Origin of the sequence: Mycobacterium liflandii (assembly GCF_022354805.1) — a bacterium.
Classification (GTDB): domain Bacteria; phylum Actinomycetota; class Actinomycetes; order Mycobacteriales; family Mycobacteriaceae; genus Mycobacterium; species Mycobacterium marinum.
The window spans coordinates 3,823,214-3,844,417 of the sequence record NZ_CP023138.1; the positions used below are offsets into that span (position 1 = coordinate 3,823,214).

Genomic DNA, 21,204 nt, shown 5'->3' on the forward strand with positions numbered 1-21,204 from the left:
TTCGATACCAAAACCTAATCCCCGCACCCAGGGCTCCGGCGTTGTTGATTAGCAGGCTTGTGAGCTGGGTTGATGATCTTTGGTGCCGCGCTATTGGGGCCGGAGTGTAGGCACGGGCTATCTGGAGAACGATCGAGTTGGTTACTGTTCGTCGTTGGTCTGGAGTTGCCCGTGCCTACCGTTTCAGTATTGCCTGTGTCGTCGGTTCCAGAGGTGTTCGACCGCTGGAGTCCTGGTGAGCGCAGTGAGCTCATCGGATCGGAGTTTCTCGATGTGTTGGCCTCGGTGCCAGACCCGAGGGACCCACGCGGTCGGAGGTATTCGCTGATGGCTTTGTTGGCGATCGCGGTTCTGGCCACTGCCGCGGGGATGCGCGGCTATGCTGGTTTTGCCACATGGGCGGCCACCGCTCCCGATGATGTGTTGGCCTAATTAGGGGTCCGGTTCCGCCGGCCCAGTGAGAAGACCTTCCGCGCTGTTTTGTCTCGGCTAGACCCCGCCGACCTCAACGCCAGGATGGGCAGTTACTTCACTGCACACGTGGCCAGCAGCGACCCCAGTGGATTGGTGCCGATCGCGTTGGACGGCAAGATGCTGCGTGGTGCTTTACGCGCCAAAGCGACAGCCACGCATCTCGTGTCGGTGTTCGCCCACCGTGCCCGATTGGTGCTCGGTCAACTCGCTGTCGCCGAGAAAAGCAATGAAATTCCCTGCGTACGTGCCCTGCTCACGCTGCTGCCGGGTAGCTTGCGGTGGCTGGTCACCGTGGATGCGATGCATACCCAGGTCGTCACCGCGAAGTTGATCTGCGCCACCTTGAAGTCGCACTACCTGATGATCGTCAAGTCCAACCAAGCCAAAATACTTGCGCGTATCACCGCGCTGCCCTGGGCCGAGGTGCCCGCAGCCGCTACCGACGACTCCCGCGGCCACGGCCGTGTCGAGACCCGCACCCTGCAAATCATCACCGCTGCACGAGGAATCGGCTTCCCCTACGCAAAACAAATCATCCGGATCACTCGTGAACGCTTGATCACCGCCACCGACCAGCGCAGCGTGGAGGTGGTCTATGCCATCTGCAGCCTGCCGTTCGAGCACGCCCGCCCTACCGCGATCATGACCTGGATGCGTCAACACTGGGGAATCGAGAACAGCCTGCACTGGATACGCGACGTCACCTTCGACGAAGACCGTCAAAGGGCACATACCGGAAACGGCGCACAGGTCCTAGCAACGCTACGCAACACCGCGATCAATCTGCACCGCCTCAACGGCGCCGACAACATCGCCGAAGCCTGCCGGATCACCGCTTTGACCGCCAACCGCCGCCTAGACCTCCTCAATCCACAATTCCCCAGCTCACAAGCCTGCTAATCAACAACGCCGGAGCCCTGCCGCGGCAGTGGCCAGAACCGCGATCGCCAACAAAGCCATCAGCGAATACCTCCGACCGCGTGGGTCCCTCGGGTCTGGCACCGAGGCCAACACATCGAGAAACTCCGATCCGATGAGCTCGCTGCGCTCACCAGGACTCCAGCGGTCGAACACCTCTGGAACCGACGACACAGGCAATACTGAAACGGTAGGCACGGGCAACTCCAGACCAACGACGAACAGTAACCAACTCGATCGTTCTCCAGATAGCCCGTGCCTACACTCCGGCCCCAATAGCGCGGCACCAAAGATCATCAACCCAGCTCACAAGCCTGCTAATCAACAACGCCGGAGCCCTGCGCCTTCAAGACATGCCGGCGGCGGCAAGCAGCTCGCTGCGCATCATGCGGCGCCGGCACCCATGAGTTCCGAAGTCACGGTGCCCACGGCAAGCGACCACGGCACCCTGACCAGCACCACAGCTCACGCGTTCCCCCTCATCGACGCCGGTGTGTTCGAGCGTTCAGTCGATGAGAAGCGTGAATGCAGTACCCATGACGCGCCCCCGCGTGCGGGCGAAAACCAAGGAGGTTGAAGTCAAGTGGAGTGGCTGGCCGAGTACGAACAAATCAGAGATCAGTATCACGCCATCGGGGTGCGACATCGTGCCGCGCTGGCAGAACGCTGGGCACAGCGGCAATTCCCGCACGATCTATGGTGCGATGTTGCTGGCGCCGGCTTGTTCCGCGCCGCGCTCGGCGGACAGATGAAGCGGCAGGTATTGACCTACGCCGCGGCGACACATGGCCTGACGAGCGGATCGTGCCACCTGGGGTTCAACATCTCCACGGGCGTCCAAGCGATCTTGACGATTCCCATCCTCGATCAATACGCCAGCCAGGAGGTGCGGGAGGCATACTTGGCGCCCGCGGTTTCAGGGAAGATCATCCCGGCATTCGCGACAACGGAGCCCCACGGCGGTAGCGACGCCTTTCATCCCGAGACTCGCCTGCGCCGAGGTCCTGGCGGTCTCTACCTCGACGGCGCCAAATGGCACATCACCAACGCACCGATCGCCGACGTAATCCTCGTCTGGTGCGCTGACGAGGCCACGGGCGGTATGTCCGCGGTGCTGGTGGAATCGTCGTGGCCCGGTGTGAACTGCTCGCCTCCGCTAGCCCCCGCCGGCATGCGCACCTCGCCGGTAGGTTCGATCAGATTCGATAGCGTCGCGATACCCAAGACTCATGTGCTCGGCGCTGGCCGTGGTAACGAAATTCTTCATGGGGTCATCGGCCCCGAACGGCTGCTCAGCGGTTTCGGCACGATCGGCATCTTGGACCAGGTACTCGACCAGATGCTCGCCTTCTCGATCAACCGTCAGGTTCGCGGCAAGCCGATAGCGACCCACCAGCACATCCAGCGCCGTATCTCCGATGTGGCGGTGAGCAGGCAGATGACCATCGCGTTGGCTCATTCGACTCTTGACCGCTACCTGCGCGACGAATCCATCGATCTCGAGTCCGCGGCGCTCAAGCTGTACGGGATGCAGGCGGGCTTGGACGGCTGCATTGACGCGATGAAGTTGTGCGGCAGTTACGGGATTCAGGAAGAAGCACGCCTTTACCAATGTGCGCTCGACTTTCTCTGCGGCTCCGTGGCGGGCGGTACCGAGGAGGCGATGCGGCTCGTGATTGCGCGTGAACTAGCCAAGAGCCATCACGAGCGATCGTCGAAACCGTTGCAGGAGAGCCGCGCCGACGAGGGATCAAGCAATGTCGCATCCCTGCGGCAGTGGGAACGGGTCCGCGGCGTAGGGGCCTAGCGTCAAATCCATGAGAGGGAATGCCGGTGAGTATCAATCCGTTCGACGATGAGGCTGGGACCTTCTTGGTTTTGGTCAACCACGAAGAGCAGCACAGCTTGTGGCCGACCTTCGCTGATGTGCCAGCAGGCTGGCGGGTGGTCCATGGCGAGGGCACGCGTGCCGAGTGTCTGGACTACATCGAGCAGAACTGGCCCGACATCCGACCAAAGAGCTTGCGGGACAGACTGGCCCGGGACCAGCCGGCGTAATGGCGGACATTTCGATCCGGACAGGTCTTCGGTAGGCACGACGTAGAGATGACCGTGGATCACCACCAAATACTTCGCGATTCGGGGCGCGCTCTCGAGCCGGCCGAGACGGGGTTTGCGCTGACGCGGGGACAGCTTGATATCTGGTTTTCCCAGGAGATCGGCCGTTCGCCGCAGGAGTGGTACAACAGCGGATTCGCAGTCATTGCCGGATCGGTGACGCCCGATCTGCTGAGCCAGGCGATTCGGCAGGTGGTGGGTGAGGCCGAACCGCTAAGGGCCGCCATCATCGATGGCTGACGGGCATGTCGTTCAGAAGGTGGTCGACTACCCGAATCTGGAGGTTCCATTCCACGACCTGAGAAGCTGTGCCGATCCCGTTGCGGAAGCCAATCGGCGCGGGTTGGCGATGCATCGAGAGCCGATGCCGTGGAACGGTCCGCTGTTCAAGTTCGCGCTTTTTCAGGTGGCCTCCGAAGAGTTCTATCTTTTCGTGTCCATCCACCATGTGGCCGTCGACGGATTCGGCTATGCCCTCCTTGTCAATCGGATCGCCCTGGTCTATTCCGAGTTGAGTTCTGGCGCACCGGTTTCACCAACGTTCTTCGGGTCGTTGCAGACCCTGGTTGCCGCCGAGGCGGAATACGAACAGTCCGATGACTACCGAGCGGACCTGGCCTACTGGAAAGAGACTCTGGATGGCGTAACGGATCACAGCCTGGCTCACGCCGACGGTGACCGCGGCCCCTCGGCGACCTCGGTGTCGGTCGAGATTGACCCTGCGGTCGTGGACCGAGCCGAGCAGCTTGCCCAGCTGGCCGGTGTTCGTCGATCGTCGGTGATCACCGCGGCATGTGCACTGATGGTGCGTCAAAGGCAAGGCGGCCCAAAGGTAGTCCTCGATTTCCCGGTCAGCAGGCGGACAAGCCCACAACTGATGACGATTCCGGGGATGCTTTCCGGCACTGTGCCGTTGGTGTTGACGGTGCCACCCGATGCCGAGGTCAACGCCTTCTGCCAGCATGTGGAGTCCCAGATCAAGCAAGCCGTGCGGCATCAACGCTTCCCCATGCACATCCTGGAAAGCGGCGCCTACCAGCAGTTTAATGAGAATTCGGCCGGTGCGGTCAGTGTCAATTTCATGCCGTCGGTAACCCTGGCGCCGTTCGGCGGCGCTGCCAGCACAGTAACGATCCTCAGCTTTGCCCAGGGCGAGCAGTTCGGCATGGTCTTCACCAAAGATGGTGGCCGGCTCTTCCTGCATACCGTGGGAAGCGGCGGGCCATTTGCTGATCTTGACGTCTCAGACCTCGCTGCCCGGTTGCAGGCCGTGTTGACGGTGATGGCTGCCGAGCCGGGGCGGCGGTTGTCGTTGATTGATCTGCTCGATCCCAACGAGCACGAACGTCTTGATGACTGGGGCAACCGGGCCGCCCTCACCAAGGCGGTCCCGACCCCGGGATCACTGCCGGCGTTGTTTGCCGCCCAAGTCGCACGCACACCAGAGGCAACCGCCATAACCGACGGCGACGTATCCCTAACCTATGCCCAACTCGACGCCCAAAGCACCCAACTGGCACAGGCGTTAACCGCACTCGGAGCACGCCCCGGCGAACTGATCGCACTGCTACTACCACGAACACACCGCGGGATCATCGCCATCCTGGCCGTCCTCAAAACCGGAGCCGGCTACCTACCCATCGACCCGATGCACCCCGACACCCGCATCGCATTCATGCTCAACGACTCAACACCAATCGCCGCGATCACCACCGGCGCACTACACCCCCGCCTCAACGACTACGACCTACCCGTCATCGACATCGCCCCCCCCGACCGACACCACCCCCGCCACCAACCCGCCCACCCCCACACCCCACGACCTCGCCTACATCATCTACACCTCCGGCAGCACCGGCACCCCCAAAGGCGTCGGCATCACCCACCACAACGTCACCCAACTACTGAACTCCTTCGACCCCCAATCAACCGCAATCCTGTTCTCCCCCAACCGAGTATGGACCCAATGGCACTCCTACTCCTTCGACGTCTCGGTCTGGGAAATCTGGGGAGCACTGCTATCCGGCGCACGACTGGTCGTCGTACCCGAACACACCGCAAAATCCCCCGACGAACTGCACGCCCTGCTGGTAGCCGAGCATGTCGAAGTGTTGACCCAGACTCCCTCGGCGGCGGCGGCGTTGTCGCCGCAGGGATTGGAGTCGGTCACGCTGGTGGTCGGTGGTGAGGCATGCCCGGCGGGCCTGGTGGACCAGTGGGCGCCCGGGCGGACGATGATCAATGCCTACGGCCCCACCGAAGCCACGATCTACGCGGCGATGAGCTCACCGCTGGTGCCGGGGTCTGGAGCCACACCGATCGGCTCGCCGGTAGCCGGCGCCTCGCTATTCGTCTTGGATGGGTGGTTGCGGCCGGTGCCCGTCGGGGTGGTCGGCGAGTTGTATGTCGCCGGTGGCGGTGTCGGCCTTGGGTATTGGCGTCGGGCAGATCTGACCGGCACACGATTTGTCGCCTGCCCATTCGGCCAGACACCGGGCACCCGGATGTATCGCACCGGAGACCTGGTGTGGTGGGGCACCGACGGACAACTGCGCTACCTCGGTCGCGCCGACAACCAAGTGAAAATCCGCGGATTCCGCATCGAGCCCGGCGAAGTCGGCGCGGCCCTGAGCCGAATGGCCGGAGTCGACCAAGCCGTGGTCATCGCCCGCCACGACCACCCCGGAGACCCCCGCCTGGTCGGCTACTTCACCGGCAACGCCGACCCCACCGAACTACGCGCCGCACTAGCCACCCAACTGCCCCACTACATGGTGCCCACAGCCCTGATCCCCATCGCCGAACTGCCACTGACCGTCAACGGCAAACTCGACACACGCGCCCTACCCGCCGTCCAATACGGCCACACCCAACGCTACCGAGCCCCCGACACCCCCGCCGAACAAACCCTGGCCGCAATATATGCCCAGGTCCTAGGACTCGACCGGGTAAGCGTCGACGACTCCTTCTTCGACCTCGGCGGCGACTCCCTATCCGCCATGCGAGTGGTCTCGGCGATCAACACCACGCTGAACACCGATGTGGCGGTGCGAGTCTTATTTGACGCACCCACCGTCTGCGCCCTGGCCCAAAAGCTAAGGGCACCCGAGAGTTCGGTTGAGATCGTGCCCGTGGAGGTGCTCCAAGACGGTTGCGGTCTGCCGCTTTTCTGCTTGCCTCCCGGCGGCGGCATCAGCTGGGCTTACCGGAACCTCAGCCCTTACCTGGATTGCCCGATCGTCGGTCTGCAGCAGATCCACGACGGCCCGGAATCGGTTCGTGAACTCGCGAGTGCCTACGCCGACGCCATCCAAACTCACGATCCCGAAGGCCCCTATCAGCTTCTCGGCTGGTCGTTCGGCGGGGTCACTGCCCACCAGGTTGCCGTTGAGCTGCAACAGCGCGGCGCCGTTGTGGTGCGCCTGATAGCGCTCGACCCGATCCTCATCCGGGATGCATCCACCGCCACGGTGGTCAGCGAATCCGACGTCTTGGAGGCAATCCTGCAAGCGGTCGGAGTGGCTGCCGAACAGTACTGCCGCCTGCTGACGTACTCCCAAGCACAGACGTTGATTCAGCAGGAGGTAGACGCGGAATTCGCGCTGCCGTCGCGCCGACTTGTGCAGATCATGGTTGCCAACGCGAACACCAACCTACAACTCAATGCCCAACACCAGCCCGGCCTCTTCGCCGGCCGCATGGTCCTGTTCTCGGCACAACCGGTCCGCAGCGGCGCCGACCTTCAGCAATGCTGGCGGCAATATGTTGCCGGCGAAGTCACCGAATACCCCGTCAACTGCACACACGAAGAACTGCTCAACCCCGCCGCCCTCAAAACGTTCGGTGACCTGATCCGAGCGGCCCTGGACCAGCCGTGAAGGTCTACCGATCGATCGAGCCAGCCATTTTCGTTGAACGGCGACGCCCTCATCGACGGACTCTCCGGGCGCCACGCGGGCGCCAATCCACAACAAAAAGCGAATCGCATTCTAGAATTCCGGGCGCGACACGGGACTGCCCGCAGCTCCCGATCCTGAGCCAGACCGACCGTCGTTAACATCACCGACATCTACGTGTCCCCCGTTCGGGGGACACGTCCTCGCTATCCGGTGGACACGACATAAACATTCGGTGGACAAAGCGCTTATTTTCGAGCCTAATTAACATACTTGTTACATAGTCGAAATTCTTTAGCAACACGCCGCCCGGCATATTAGTTGCAGTAGGGCATAGTTTTACTCGTTAACTGCATAGCGACGACGATGTCGCGTCTGAGCACCCGGCCCAAGCGCTAGGCGGTTTTGGATGACCCTAGACCTCTCCATCGGGTTAAACGCCCTATGGGGTAGCGCTGCGCTGCCGCAGATCGAGACCGGCGCCGAAGAGTTGCTTCTCGCCGCCGACCGGGCGATCGAGGTCGCGGAGCTACGGGAGTTGGCTACGGCGCCCGCCACCGCCGGTGTTGTCGGCGACATCGCCCCACCAGTCGTGCTGGACTATGGCGCACTGCCTCCAGAGGTCAATTCAGGTCGCATGTATGCCGGCCCGGGAGCCGGGTCGTTGCTGGCCGCCGCGTGCGCATGGGACAGCCTCGCCGCCGAGTTGCACGTCACCGCGGCCGGCTACGATTCGGCGATCTCGGAGCTGACCGGCATCTGGTGGTTTGGTCCGGCCGCGGAGTCGATGGTGGCCGCCGTCCTGCCGTTCGCCAGCTGGCTCAGTGCGACCGCATCGGTGGCCGAGCAGGCGGGGATTCAAGCCCGCGCCGCGGCCGCGGCCTATGAGATGGCCTTTGCGCTGACGGTGCCGCCGCCGGTGATCGCGAGCAACCGGGCATTGCTGGCCGCACTGATCGCGACGAACTGGTTCGGGCAAAATTCGGCGGCGATCGCCGCCACCGAACTTCACTACGCCGAGATGTGGGCGCAAGACGCCGGGGCGATGTACGAATACGCAGGTAGCTCCGCGGCCGCCTCGCTTTTGGCGCCGTTCTCGCTGCCGCCGCAGACCAGCGATCCAAGCGGGTTGGCCAGGCAGGCCGCAGCAACAGCAAACAACTCCGGAACGACGGTGTCGAGGTCCAGCGCCAGCCTGGCGGGCAGGTCCAGCGCGGCCGCGCGACTCGGGCAACAGGCTTCCAGTGCCGCAGCGACGACGACGCCGACGTGGCAGGAACTCTGGATCGAACTGATGAGCTCGTTCACCACCGCCGAGGGGTTCGTCTACGACAGCGGCGGCTTCACTCTGATTGCCCTGTCGATATTCGGATCGTTGGCGTGGAAGAGCGGAGAAGCCGCGGCCGAGGGCGTAGCCGGTGCCGCCGGCATGGGTGGATTTGCCGCCTTCTCGGGCGGGTTGGCCCAATTTGGCGGGGCCCCGCCGATTGCCACCGCCGCTTTGGCCTCCAAGGTCGGGCCGATGTCGGTGCCGCCGACCTGGCCCGGTTCGTCGGCAGCGTCGACGGCGTTTTCGGCTGCCAATTCGGAGGTCGACACGATCGGGCTATTGGGCCTGATCACCGGCGTACCACCGCGCAACCAAGGTCAGGCGGGTCGCAATTTCGGCCGCCGCTACGGGGCCCGGCTCCGGGTGATGTGCCGCCCCCCGAACGCCGGATAGCACACAGAGTGCACAGAGCGCGCACACACAATTGAAAAACGACTCAGGCTTGACTGCCAGGTAATTCAAATAGCGGTCGAAAGATTTTTGAAAGCAGCAAAGAGGAAGTGATATGGCGACAATAATAGGTGAATCAGAGTTGCGATCGGCATCCCTGATTTATTGGCGCGATATCAGTTCGGACATGAGCGCCTCGACGGCGGGCCGCGACAAGGCAAGGAGTTCGTAGCGATGGATTTTGGGGCTTTGCCACCGGAGGTGAACTCCGGGCGCATGTACACCGGGCCGGGCTCGACGCCGATGGTCTCCGCCGCCTCCGCCTGGAACCGGTTGGCTTCCGAGCTCTCGTTCACCGCCGACGGCTACGAGCGAGTGATCAAGGCGCTATCCGGCGAAGAGTGGTTCGGACCGGCCTCCGCGATGATGCTGGAAGCGATCACGCCCTATGTGACGTGGATGCGCTCCACCGCGGTGCAAGCCGAACAGGCGGCCAAGCAGGCAGAAGCCGCGGTCGCCGCGTTTGAGGCCGCGTTCACCGGCGTGGTGCCCCCGCCCCTGATCGCGTCCAATCGCATGCAGCTGATGACCCTGATGGCGCGGAACATCTACGGGCAGTACACCGCCGAGATCGCTTCCCTGGAAGCGCAGTACGCCGAGATGTGGGCGCAGGACGCCAGGGCGATGTACACCTACGCGGGGTCCTCCGCGAGCGCCACAAAGATCACCGCGTTCACCCCGCCGCCGGAAACCGCCAATCCCGCCGCCTCGGCGCTGCAGTCCAATGCCACCTCCACCGCCGCGGCCACCGCGGCGGGCGCGGCGCAGAGCACGCTGGCCGGAGTCATTTCGCAGCTGCCGAACGCACTGACGAGCCTGACGTCGCCGATCGCCTCGGCGCTGACGTCGGCCGCCTCACCGGCGACGTGGATCGACTGGTTGGTCAACTGGTATCTACCGATTTCCCAGCTGTTCTACAACACGGTGGGTCTGCCGTACTTCGCGATTGGTATCGTTAGCAGCCTCATCACCTCCGAGCGGGCGCTCGGGTTGATCGGCCCCGAAGCCGAAGCCGAAGCCGCCGCCGCCGGTGCCGGCGCAGCGGAGGCCGCCGCCGGCGCCGCACCCGCAGCCTTGGGCGGCGCGGGGCCAATCGGTGCCGGGCTGGGCAACGCGTCCGCCCTGGGCAAGTTGTCGGTGCCGCCTTCCTGGCCGGGATCGGGCCTCGACGTGCCCCCAAGCGTGAGTGCGGGCGGCCCCCTGGCCAGCGACATCGTCAACCCGCCAGAGGCCTCCGCACCCGGAAGCCTGCTGGGCGGAATGCCGCTGGCCGGCGGCCCTGGCGGTGCCGCGGCCGGAGCCGGTCCCCGCTACGGGTTCCGGGTCACCGTGATGGCACGGCCACCGTTCGCGGGCTGACACTTTCCGCGCCATGTCATCGGTACCAGCTCGTCGTCGCTTCGGCGGCGTTGGCCGGCGCCCACCGATGACCGTGAGTTCGAGGCGGCATCGAGGCGACGGGCCTTGTCCGCCGATGGCGAGTTGCTAGGAGCCACAACCGTGCCAGACACCGGCCAGCAGGGCAGTTCCGACCAGCTCGACGCCAGGCTGCTGAAGATCGCCGGAGTCTGTGTCCTTGGCTCGATGATGGCGATCGTAGACACCACGGTCGTCACCGTCGCGCAGCGCACTTTCGTCTCCACCTTCGACTCCCCGCAGGCCATCGTCGCCTGGACGATGACCGGCTACACGCTGGCGCTGGCCGCGGTGATCCCACTGGCCGGCTGGGTAGCCGATCGGTTCGGCACCAAGCGCCCCTTCATCGCCTCGCTGCTGGCATTCAGCGCCGGGTCCCTGCTGTGTGCGTTGGCCCCAAACATCTCCGCTCTCATCGCTTTTCGAGTGATACAGGGTCTCGGCGGCGGGATGCTGATGCCGCCGGTTTTGACCATGCTGACCCGAGAAGCCGGTCCGGCGCGGCTCCGCCGGGTATTGGCCGTGCTCGGAATTCCCATGTTGCTGGGACCGGTCTTCGGTCCGGTGCTGGGCGGCTGGCTGATCGATCGTTTCGGCTGGGAGTGGATCTTCTGGATCAACCTCCCGATCGGGCTGATCACGGTGGGTCTTGCCGCCGTCGTCTTTCCCAAGGACCGCCCTGAACCTTCGGAATCTTTCGATGTCATCGGGATGCTGCTGCTATCACCGGGGTTGGCGACCTTCCTCTATGGTGTCTCGGCCCTGCCCGCAAGCGGCACCATTGCCGATCGCCATGTCTGGCTCCCCGCAGCCGTCGGCCTGGTGCTCATCGGTGGATTCGTGTTGCATGCCCTCTACCGGGCCGACCATCCGCTGATCGATCTACGCCTGTTCGACAATCGCGTGGTCACGCTCGCCAACGTGGCGATGTTTCTGTTCGCGGCGTCGTTCTTCGGCGCGGGGCTGCTATTCCCGAGCTACTTCCAGGAGCTGCTGGGCCAGACGCCGATGCAGGCCGGAATGAGCATGGTCCCGCGCGGACTGGGGGCGATGGTGACGATGCCGATCGCCGGCGCATTGATGGACAAGCGTGGGGCCGGAAAGATCCTGATGGTCGGCGTGGGGCTGATCGCGGCGGGGATGGGCCTCTTCGCCATCGGGGTCTCCCTCAATGCCGCCTATCTGCCGACCCTGGTCACCGGGCTGACGATCATGGGCCTGGGCATGGGCGCCACGATGATGCCCCTATCGGCGGTGGCGGTGCAGACGCTGACACCGCATCAGATCGCTCGGGGTTCAACCCTGATCAACGTCAATCAGCAAGTGGCCGCATCCATTGGAACGGCCCTCATGTCGGTGATCCTCACCAGCCAGTTCAACCGCAGCGCAAACATCTCCGCGGCGCACCGGATCGACAGCCTGCGCGCCGACGCTGCCCGCAGCGGCGTCCCGGTCGACCAGTCGCTGATGCCCGAACGAGCCAGCACCCCAGACTTCCCCCTCGTCCTGATGCACGACCTTTCGCACGCTTACGCGGTGGTGTTCGTGGTGGCCGTCGGACTAGTCGCGCTGATGTTCGTCCCGGTGGCATTCCTGCCGAAAAAGCCGCCGGCCGTCCGGAGGAATCCGCCGCCACAACCAGCAGAGCACTCCGACACCGAAGTCAATCGGTAGCGCGGCTGGCCCAGCGGCCTTCACAACACTTCGGTATAGGTGCAGGGCTCCGGCGTTGTTGATTAGCAGGCTTGTGAGCTGGGGAATTGTGGATTGAGGAGGTCTAGGCGGCGGTTGGCGGTCAAAGCGGTGATCCGGCAGGCTTCGGCGATGTTGTCGGCGCCGTTGAGGCGGTGCAGATTGATCGCGGTGTTGCGTAGCGTTGCTAGGACCTGTGCGCCGTTTCCGGTATGTGCCCTTTGACGGTCTTCGTCGAAGGTGACGTCGCGTATCCAGTGCAGGCTGTTCTCGATTCCCCAGTGTTGACGCATCCAGGTCATGATCGCGGTAGGGCGGGCGTGCTCGAACGGCAGGCTGCAGATGGCATAGACCACCTCCACGCTGCGCTGGTCGGTGGCGGTGATCAAACGTTCACGAGTGATCCGGATGATTTGTTTTGCGTAGGGGAAGCCGATTCCTCGTACAGCGGTGATGATTTGGAAGGTGCGGGTCTCGACCAGGGCTCCGGCGTTGTTGATTAGCAGGCTTGTGAGCTGGGGAATTGTGGATTGAGGAGGTCTAGGCGGCGGTTGGCGGTCAAAGCGGTGATCCGGCAGGCTTCGGCGATGTTGTCGGCGCCGTTGAGGCGGTGCAGATTGATCGCGGTGTTGCGTAGCGTTGCTAGGACCTGTGCGCCGTTTCCGGTATGTGCCCTTTGACGGTCTTCGTCGAAGGTGACGTCGCGTATCCAGTGCAGGCTGTTCTCGATTCCCCAGTGTTGACGCATCCAGGTCATGATCGCGGTAGGGCGGGCGTGCTCGAACGGCAGGCTGCAGATGGCATAGACCACCTCCACGCTGCGCTGGTCGGTGGCGGTGATCAAGCGTTCACGAGTGATCCGGATGATTTGTTTTGCGTAGGGGAAGCCGATTCCTCGTACAGCGGTGATGATTTGCAGGGTGCGGGTCTCGACACGGCCGTGGCCGCGGGAGTCGTCGGTAGCGGCTGCGGGCACCTCGGCCCAGGGCAGCGCGGTGATACGCGCAAGTATTTTGGCTTGGTTGGACTTGACGATCATCAGGTAGTGCGACTTCAAGGTGGCGCAGATCAACTTCGCGGTGACGACCTGGGTATGCATCGCATCCACGGTGACCAGCCACCGCAAGCTACCCGGCAGCAGCGTGAGCAGGGCACGTACGCAGGGAATTTCATTGCTTTTCTCGGCGACAGCGAGTTGACCGAGCACCAATCGGGCACGGTGGGCGAACACCGACACGAGATGCGTGGCTGTCGCTTTGGCGCGTAAAGCACCACGCAGCATCTTGCCGTCCAACGCGATCGGCACCAATCCACTGGGGTCGCTGCTGGCCACGTGTGCAGTGAAGTAACTGCCCATCCTGGCGTTGAGGTCGGCGGGGTCTAGCCGAGACAAAACAGCGCGGAAGGTCTTCTCACTGGGCCGCCGGAACCGGACCCCTAATTAGGCCAACACATCATCGGGAGCGGTGGCCGCCCATGTAGCAAAACCAGCATAGCCGCGCATCCCCGCGGCAGTGGCCAGAACCGCGATCGCCAACAAAGCCATCAGCGAATACCTCCGACCGCGTGGGTCCCTCGGGTCTGGCACCGAGGCCAACACATCGAGAAACTCCGATCCGATGAGCTCGCTGCGCTCACCAGGACTCCAGCGGTCGAACACCTCTGGAACCGACGACACAGGCAATACTGAAACGGTAGGCACGGGCAACTCCAGACCAACGACGAACAGTAACCAACTCGATCGTTCTCCAGATAGCCCGTGCCTACACTCCGGCCCCAATAGCGCGGCACCAAAGATCATCAACCCAGCTCACAAGCCTGCTAATCAACAACGCCGGAGCCCTGGATGAATACCGGATATCTCCCCTTCGGGCAGCAGGCGATATACATCTCGAACAGCCCCAGCGGCGTCGGGACCACCATCTTTCACAACTGACACGCAGGTTGCCGAGCGCCCACCCGATTTCCGCTGATGTCGACCGGGCGGACTGTCGCGATCGTGTCGTGTGCATGCCCAACCCGAAGTGACCACCGGCGTCGCCGGTGCGCCGCCTTGGCAGGGCTCCGGCGTTGTTGATTAGCAGGCTTGTGAGCTGGGGAATTGTGGATTGAGGAGGTCTAGGCGGCGGTTGGCGGTCAAAGCGGTGATCCGGCAGGCTTCGGCGATGTTGTCGGCGCCGTTGAGGCGGTGCAGATTGATCGCGGTGTTGCGTAGCGTTGCTAGGACCTGTGCGCCGTTTCCGGTATGTGCCCTTTGACGGTCTTCGTCGAAGGTGACGTCGCGTATCCAGTGCAGGCTGTTCTCGATTCCCCAGTGTTGACGCATCCAGGTCATGATCGCGGTAGGGCGGGCGTGCTCGAACGGCAGGCTGCAGATGGCATAGACCACCTCCACGCTGCGCTGGTCGGTGGCGGTGATCAAGCGTTCACGAGTGATCCGGATGATTTGTTTTGCGTAGGGGAAGCCGATTCCTCGTACAGCGGTGATGATTTGCAAGGTGCGGGTCTCGACACGGCCGTGGCCGCGGGAGTCATCGGTAGCGGCTGCGGGCACCTCGGCCCAGGGCAGCGCGGTGATACGCGCAAGTATTTTGGCTTGGTTGGACTTGACGATCATCAGGTAGTGCGACTTCAAGGTGGCGCAGATCAACTTCGCGGTGACGACCTGGGTATGCATCGCATCCACGGTGACCAGCCACCGCAAGCTACCCGGCAGCAGCGTGAGCAGGGCACGTACGCAGGGAATTTCATTGCTTTTCTCGGCGACAGCGAGTTGACCGAGCACCAATCGGGCACGGTGGGCGAACACCGACACGAGATGCGTGGCTGTCGCTTTGGCGCGTAAAGCACCACGCAGCATCTTGCCGTCCAACGCGATCGGCACCAATCCACTGGGGTCGCTGCTGGCCACGTGTGCAGTGAAGTAACTGCCCATCCTGGCGTTGAGGTCGGCGGGGTCTAGCCGAGACAAAACAGCGCGGAAGGTCTTCTCACTGGGCCGCCGGAACCGGACCCCTAATTAGGCCAACACATCATCGGGAGCGGTGGCCGCCCATGTAGCAAAACCAGCATAGCCGCGCATCCCCGCGGCAGTGGCCAGAACCGCGATCGCCAACAAAGCCATCAGCGAATACCTCCGACCGCGTGGGTCCCTCGGGTCTGGCACCGAGGCCAACACATCGAGAAACTCCGATCCGATGAGCTCACTGCGCTCACCAGGACTCCAGCGGTCGAACACCTCTGGAACCGACGACACAGGCAATACTGAAACGGTAGGCACGGGCAACTCCAGACCAACGACGAACAGTAACCAACTCGATCGTTCTCCAGATAGCCCGTGCCTACACTCCGGCCCCAATAGCGCGGCACCAAAGATCATCAACCCAGCTCACAAGCCTGCTAATCAACAACGCCGGAGCCCTGTTCCGTGGGTGCCTCCCACCGCGGCACCGTTGAGGGCGATGACGTTCATGGTGTAGCGAAGCCCCAGCCACTTCTTGGCGAGTGCGGCGGCAGCCTTGGCCTTGGCGGCCCGATCATCGGGGTTCATCAACAGCTCGACGGGGTCATAGCCAGGCTTGCGGTGAATGTCCACGCAGGGCGCGAACTCCGGGGCCCGATCATCATCGAGCCAGTAGTAGTAGGTAAACCACGCCGCAGGTTCGGCGACAGCCACCAACTCTCCGGCCCGGGGGTGATCAATCGACCACGCCTGCTGCTTGCTTCGATCCAGCACGTCGTCCACCCCGTCCAGCCGTTTGATCAGGCTGGCCACTGTGGCGATATCGGACTCATCGCGCACATACACGTGCGCCGCTTGATGGTCGGCCACCGCAAAAGCTCGCGAGGTCCAAGGATCCAGGTACTCGCGGCCCTGCTGGGTGTAGACCCTCAGATACCCCTCGGTCCTGAGCATCCGATTGATGTCCACCGGCCGTTGCGCCGCAGAGATCCCGTACTCGGAGACGACGATGGTCGTCAGGTCATGCTCCGCGGCGTAGCCCAGCAATGGCCCCAACGCCGTGTCGACATCGGCTGCCGCTGTGCTCGCGGCGGCCGAGTGCGGGCCGTAGCGTTGAAAGTCGTAGTCCAGATGCGGAATATAGGCGGTGAACAAGGTGGGTGAATAGCGCTGCAGAATCTCTATCGACGCATCCACCAGCCAGCGTGACGACGTGATGTTGGCGGTCGGACCCCAATACTGGAACAGCGGAAACATCCCCAGCTTGTCGGTCAAGATGTCGCGCAGGTCCGACGGGACGACATAGCAATCCGGGGACTTGCGTCCATCCTGGTGATACACCGGCCGCGGCGTCACGATCACATCGTTGCTGGCATTCATCGCATACCACCACCCGACGTTCGCCGAAGTGTATCCAGTGAAACGACTGGCCGCGGTCTCCCAAATCTTCTCCCCCCGCAACCAGCTTACTGCTCTGGCGCCACAGCAGAACTTCGCCCAGTTCACGGAAGTACCAGCCGTTGCCGACAATTCCATGCTGATTGGGCATCAAGCCGGTGACCATCGACGACTGCACCGAACAGGTGACCGCCGGAAACACCGGGTCCAGATGGCGCATCGCACCCCGAGCCGCCAACGCGGCGAGATTGGGCATGTTCGGCAACAGCGGCTCGGTGAGCCCCACCACGTTGATCAGCAGCACCCGTTGAGTCACGCCGGATCCCCTACCCGCAAAAGCTGGTCAAGCCAGCCGATCTCGCCGGCGATGTCTTCGGCCAGGCTGGCTTTGCGAAGCGACGCCGGAAGCACCTCCCAGGTATAGGTCTCGACCTCCACGTCGGCCCTCCCTGACAGCGTCCCGTTACTGAACATGGTCATCACCTCGGCCAGGATGTGTGAGGTGGTGCGCAGCGGCGCGGGCGGGTCGAGATGAAGCGGAACGTGGTAGTGCACCCTGGCACTACCCGATCTTGGTATCGACGGGTCCGCGAACGAAAGGTCATCACGAAACCACGGTTGCCCATCACCGGTGACACCGTTGACCTGGTGCAGGTACGGCGACCCCGACAACTCGGCAAAGGCTTGCCCCACACGCTCGTCTGCGAGGTCATCAATCTGGATTGCGTTGGATGCCTGGATCTTTACCACCTCGACTCCGATTCCGGCCAGCCCGCTCACTACCTCGCCCGGGGTCTCGTGCATCACGGCCAGGTGGCAGGTGTCCAAGCACAGACCCAGGTATCGGGGGTCCAGGTTGGCCCGGCCAAACCACTCGATTGCGTCCCGACAAGATCCGATGACGCAGCCCGGCTCTGGTTCGATAGCCAACCGGATCCGGCGCCCGGTGTGCTCTTCGATTTGCCGCAGCTCATCGCCGAGCGCCGACAAGTTGCGCAGCGCCGCCGCTTCGGACTCATCGCTCCACTGCTCAGCCCAGCCCAACGGCAGCGTCGAAATGGTGCCATGGTCCGTGTCGCCGAGTAGCTCGCTGAGCACCTCGGCACAGCAGCGCGTGTAGGCAATGCGTTCTGGCGTCGTCCAATCCGGCCGATACACGGCGTGCTTCACCGAGGTTCCGTGGAAGGAGCCATAGGGAAAGGCATTCATGGTCACCACAGCGAGCCCATGGTGCGCCAGAATCGCCGCCAGCCGACGGCGCGCGGCGGGGTCATCGGCCAGGCCGGCCATGGTGCGGGCGGGTAACCATAGCCCCACGCCCAGCGTTTCGACGCCGGCGAGTTCGCGTGCCGGCGCAAACACCGTTGCCAGCCGCTGTTCTAGTGCTGACATGTTCTCCGCTGCAACAACATTGCTGCAGTAGGACAACATCACGGCTTTTCCCCACGATTGATGGTGTTGCCGGCAAACGCCGCCTCCTGCTCATCACTGAGCAAGCGAAGCTGTCCGCTCTGGCTGTAGAACTCGACGGGATTGCGCCACAGCACCCGGTCGACGTCGTCGTCGGTGAAGCCCGCGGTCAGCATCGCCTGCGCGGTCTTGGCCGTCTTGAGCGGATCGGATCGCCCCCAATCCGCGGCTGAGTTGACGATCATCCGGTCCAGTCCAAACCGCTGCATCAGCACGACCATCCGTGCTTCGTCCATCTTGGTATCCGGATAGATGGAGAAGCCCATCCAACAACCGCTGTCGCGCGCGGGTTCAATGGTCACCTCATTGAGGTGGTCCAGCAGTACCAGGCCAGGGTCGATCCCTACCCGATCGGCCACTTCGATGCTGGCCAAAGTGCCGCCGAGCTTGTCGCGGTGAGGAGTGTGAACGAGCGCAGGAAGACCACGTTCGGCCGCCATCTCCAACTGTGTCTCGAATACCGCCGTTTCCTCCGGGGTCATCGAGTCGTAGCCGATCTCACCGACGGCAACAACCCCACTCTTCGACAGGTACCGCGGGATCTGATCAAGCACCTCCCGACATCGACTGTCGTTGGCTTCCTTGGGATTGAGCGCGATGGTGCAGTTGTGGGCAATCCCGAACTGTGATGCCCGGTAGCGTTCCCAGCCGATGAGGCTGTCGAAATAGTCGATGAATGAGGACGGGCCGGTGCGAGGTTGCCCCAGCCAGAAGGCCGGTTCGACGACCGCGCGCACACCCGCTCGATGCATCGCTTCATAGTCGTCTGTGGTGCGTGATGTCATGTGGATGTGCGGGTCGAAGATCCTCACTTCAAAGCCTCCGCTTCGGTAGCACACAATCGTTGCAGCAGCTGGGCATCGGCCGGGATCATTCGGCCGGCCGCAGCGCGTTCACTTGCGTAATCCGTAGCCATGCGACCCAACTCGGTGTCAGCGCGACTGCGCAAGCCCGATACGCCGCGCAGTGGGACACCCATGAAGACCAACTTCATCACTCCGTCACGCCACCTGTGCTGGGCCAGGAATCGGGCGCCGAACCCGCCGAGCGCCGCGGCGACCAGGCGCGGATCGTTGCACCGCAGGGCATCTTCGGCGAGGCCCACACCGACCCTGGTCGCGTCGGGCCCCAGCGTCTCCTCCGATGCCGCAGTCTCGAGACCGCAGAAGACGCCGAGGCGCTCGTCGCTATCGCCCCACCGGTATAACTTGTCGATCAGCGGGCCCGCGGTGACGTCCGGGGTTTCGGCCACCAGAGTGGCAACCAGTCGCCCGCGCGCCAAGACAGTAGCCTCATCCGAGGAGGCCGGCATCTGGCACTGCGCGCCGGAGAAGAGCTCCAGAACCTTCTCGGGGTCCCGCCGTAGCACCACGGCGGCCTCCGCGATCCACGTGCGAACCTGCAGGGGCAGCTGGGCAAGCTTGATCGAATTCATGCTGCGGCGCGCCACCTTGGGTGCGTCATGGGCGTGTCGGGGCAGCTCGACGGAAGCCACCCCGGCGAAGCCCGCGACCTGCAGAGCGTCCATCACCGCACCTAGATCCACTGCGCCGTAACCGAATTCGAGGTGTTCATGTTTGAGCGGTGTCATGTCGTCCAGGTGGACGTTGACCAGCTTGTCCCCCAGTTCCGCGATTGCCGCCTCGGCCCCGGCGGGCTCGGTCATCACGCAGTGTCCGACGTCGAGCGTGATGCCAAGTCGCGCAGGATCACCCAACTCGCTGCACAGCCCCAGCGCCTGTTGGACGGTTTCCACAAACATGCCCGGTTCGGGCTCGAAGCCCAGCATGACCGACTTGCGGTCTGCGTACTCCACCAGGCGAGAGAGCCTGCTGAGCAAGAGGTCACGCGTGGTGGCGGCGTCACTGTAGCTGACCGAATATCCTGACCATAGCGATACGCAGGTTGCCCCCAGTTCGGCAGCGATATCGATTGCCCGCTGCAAGAACTCAATGCGCGGCTGCGCGGCGACATCGACCAGTGACGGTTTGTGTTTGTTGTGCGGATCCAGCAGATAGCGGGCGCCCGTCTCGATTGCCACCGTCAATCCGTATGTGTCCAGCAGGCAACCCAGTGCATCGAGTTGCGCGCCGAGATCGGAGTCCATAGGCCGCACGTGCGGATAGCCAACGGTCAAGGCGACGGCGCTGTAACCCTCTTCGGCGATCAAAGCAAGCGCTTCAGCAATCGGATGATCAGCCAAGCTATTGGTGTTGTAGCCAACGTGCATCAGGTCACCTCGGTGGGTTTCGGCGCAGAAACTTTCAGCCGCAGGCCAATAGCAAGACCGCACAGCGCAAGCATGGTGCGCGACCGCGGTGAGCGCGCGGCCAGCATGGCCTGTACCGCGATCATCGAGGCGATTCCGCTACGTACCGCGCTGCGAATCGCCTCAGCGGTGGGTTGCTGCCACGCGTTCCACAACCCGGGCCCGAATGCCCAGGAGTAGACCGCAACCGGCAGCGCCACGCGGTATCCAGCTGGCCCATCGGCTGTGGCGGCAACGGCCGATGTCGCCACCGCCGCAGCGGCACCTCCTACCAGAGCCGGCATGCGGCGGTCGGATCCCGTTACCTCGCTGCGGGATAGCACCGTGATCGCGGTGGTGTGTAGGCCGATGACCGAGGCGGGAATCAGGGCGCGGCGATAATGTGGGGCGGCGCCAAGCATGACATCGAAGAACCGGCAGCCCGACATCACCAGGGGCCCGGCCGCGGTGTCCTTGGCAGCCACGTCGTAGGCCACCACACACAGCGTGATGCGGCCCGCGGCGGCCAGGCCCCGGCGGCCTCCCGCCGCCGCTGCGGCGACTCCGGCGGCGGCCAAGATGGTGGCCGCCGACAGCGCCGCCGCGGGTGACACGTCGCCGGAGGGAATCGGACGCTCGGGACGCTCAACGGCGTCACGCTTGCGGTCGGCCCAGTCGTTGAGCACCATCCCGCTCCAATACAACAGGGCGGATGCCAGCGGTAGCGCCAGGCGCCGTCCTCCCAACGGGCGTCCTGACCACATCGCGCCAACGACGCTGTCACCGAGAACGGTAAGTGCAGCAGGCGCCCTCATCAGGTCGAGGTACGCCT

12 protein-coding genes and 7 pseudogenes are annotated in these 21,204 nt (G+C 63.5%); 10 read left to right on the forward strand and 9 right to left on the reverse strand.

The features are described 5' to 3' along the window. Positions 1–171 precede the first annotated feature (171 nt). Positions 172–1,374, forward strand: a pseudogene (locus tag CKW46_RS17125) (ISAs1-like element IS2404/ISMul1 family transposase). A gap of 9 nt (positions 1,375–1,383) precedes the next feature. Here CKW46_RS17125 and CKW46_RS17130 read toward each other — a convergent pair. Then, a pseudogene (locus tag CKW46_RS17130) lies at positions 1,384–1,590 on the reverse strand (ISAs1-like element ISMul1 family transposase); the annotation flags it as partial. Positions 1,591–1,795: 205 nt separating this feature from the next. Between CKW46_RS17130 and CKW46_RS17135 the strand changes: the two are divergent. The 9 genes and pseudogenes from CKW46_RS17135 (at position 1,796) to CKW46_RS17175 (ending at position 12,276) form a co-directional block, all read left to right on the forward strand. After that, the gene (locus CKW46_RS17135) at positions 1,796–1,969 is read left to right on the forward strand and encodes a hypothetical protein (protein WP_015355915.1); all 174 of its coding nucleotides are present in this window, start codon (positions 1,796–1,798) and stop codon (positions 1,967–1,969) included. Positions 1,970–1,975: 6 nt separating this feature from the next. Then, the gene (locus tag CKW46_RS17140) at positions 1,976–3,199 is read left to right on the forward strand and encodes an acyl-CoA dehydrogenase family protein (RefSeq protein WP_482052179.1); all 1,224 of its coding nucleotides are present in this window, start codon (positions 1,976–1,978) and stop codon (positions 3,197–3,199) included. A 26-nt stretch (positions 3,200–3,225) separates the two neighbouring features. Beyond that, on the forward strand, positions 3,226–3,450 hold the full coding sequence (locus tag CKW46_RS17145; protein WP_011739810.1) for an MbtH family protein: 225 nt from the start codon (positions 3,226–3,228) through the stop codon (positions 3,448–3,450). 48 nt (positions 3,451–3,498) lie between these two features. Further along, positions 3,499–3,750: a hypothetical protein gene (locus tag CKW46_RS17150; RefSeq protein ID WP_117435658.1), complete on the forward strand. Its 252-nt coding sequence runs from the start codon at positions 3,499–3,501 to the stop codon at positions 3,748–3,750. Further along, positions 3,743–6,278: pseudogene (locus CKW46_RS17155) on the forward strand (non-ribosomal peptide synthetase); the annotation flags it as partial. The gene CKW46_RS17150 and the pseudogene CKW46_RS17155, both read left to right, overlap by 8 nt. A 3-nt stretch (positions 6,279–6,281) precedes the next feature. Continuing rightward, positions 6,282–7,388, forward strand: a complete 1,107-nt coding sequence (locus CKW46_RS17160) for a thioesterase domain-containing protein (protein ID WP_499019294.1) — start codon at positions 6,282–6,284, stop codon at positions 7,386–7,388. Between the two features lie 613 nt (positions 7,389–8,001). Then, on the forward strand, positions 8,002–9,129 hold the full coding sequence (locus CKW46_RS17165; protein WP_238559635.1) for a PPE family protein: 1,128 nt from the start codon (positions 8,002–8,004) through the stop codon (positions 9,127–9,129). 231 nt (positions 9,130–9,360) lie between these two features. Beyond that, entirely contained in the window at positions 9,361–10,545 is a 1,185-nt protein-coding gene (locus CKW46_RS17170) for a PPE family protein (protein WP_482052181.1), read from the forward strand. A 141-nt stretch (positions 10,546–10,686) separates the two neighbouring features. After that, positions 10,687–12,276, forward strand: coding sequence for a DHA2 family efflux MFS transporter permease subunit (locus tag CKW46_RS17175; protein WP_482052182.1), 1,590 nt, complete (start codon positions 10,687–10,689; stop codon positions 12,274–12,276). Between the two features lie 62 nt (positions 12,277–12,338). On the opposite strand, the pseudogene CKW46_RS17180 reads toward CKW46_RS17175, so the two are convergent. The 8 genes and pseudogenes from CKW46_RS17180 to CKW46_RS17215 form a co-directional block, all read right to left on the reverse strand. After that, positions 12,339–12,773, reverse strand: a pseudogene (locus CKW46_RS17180) (ISAs1 family transposase); the annotation flags it as partial. 20 nt (positions 12,774–12,793) lie between these two features. Further along, positions 12,794–13,996 (reverse strand): annotated as a pseudogene (locus CKW46_RS17185) (ISAs1-like element IS2404/ISMul1 family transposase). A gap of 375 nt (positions 13,997–14,371) precedes the next feature. Next, positions 14,372–15,574: pseudogene (locus CKW46_RS17190) on the reverse strand (ISAs1-like element IS2404/ISMul1 family transposase). A 123-nt stretch (positions 15,575–15,697) separates the two neighbouring features. Next, positions 15,698–16,910 (reverse strand): annotated as a pseudogene (locus CKW46_RS17195) (alkaline phosphatase family protein). 56 nt (positions 16,911–16,966) lie between these two features. After that, the gene (eboE, locus tag CKW46_RS17200) at positions 16,967–18,046 is read right to left on the reverse strand and encodes a metabolite traffic protein EboE (protein ID WP_499018033.1); all 1,080 of its coding nucleotides are present in this window, start codon (positions 18,044–18,046) and stop codon (positions 16,967–16,969) included. 38 nt (positions 18,047–18,084) lie between these two features. Beyond that, positions 18,085–18,936 (reverse strand): TatD family hydrolase, encoded by an 852-nt coding sequence (locus CKW46_RS17205; RefSeq protein ID WP_015355924.1) that lies wholly within the window; start codon positions 18,934–18,936, stop codon positions 18,085–18,087. Then, on the reverse strand, positions 18,933–20,354 hold the full coding sequence (locus CKW46_RS17210; RefSeq protein WP_482052183.1) for an EboA domain-containing protein: 1,422 nt from the start codon (positions 20,352–20,354) through the stop codon (positions 18,933–18,935). The genes CKW46_RS17205 and CKW46_RS17210 overlap by 4 nt, the downstream gene beginning before the upstream one ends. Then, positions 20,354–21,187, reverse strand: a complete 834-nt coding sequence (locus CKW46_RS17215) for an SCO3242 family prenyltransferase (RefSeq protein WP_482052184.1) — start codon at positions 21,185–21,187, stop codon at positions 20,354–20,356. Before CKW46_RS17215 ends, CKW46_RS17210 begins: the two co-directional genes overlap by 1 nt. Between the last annotated feature and the right edge of the window lie 17 nt (positions 21,188–21,204).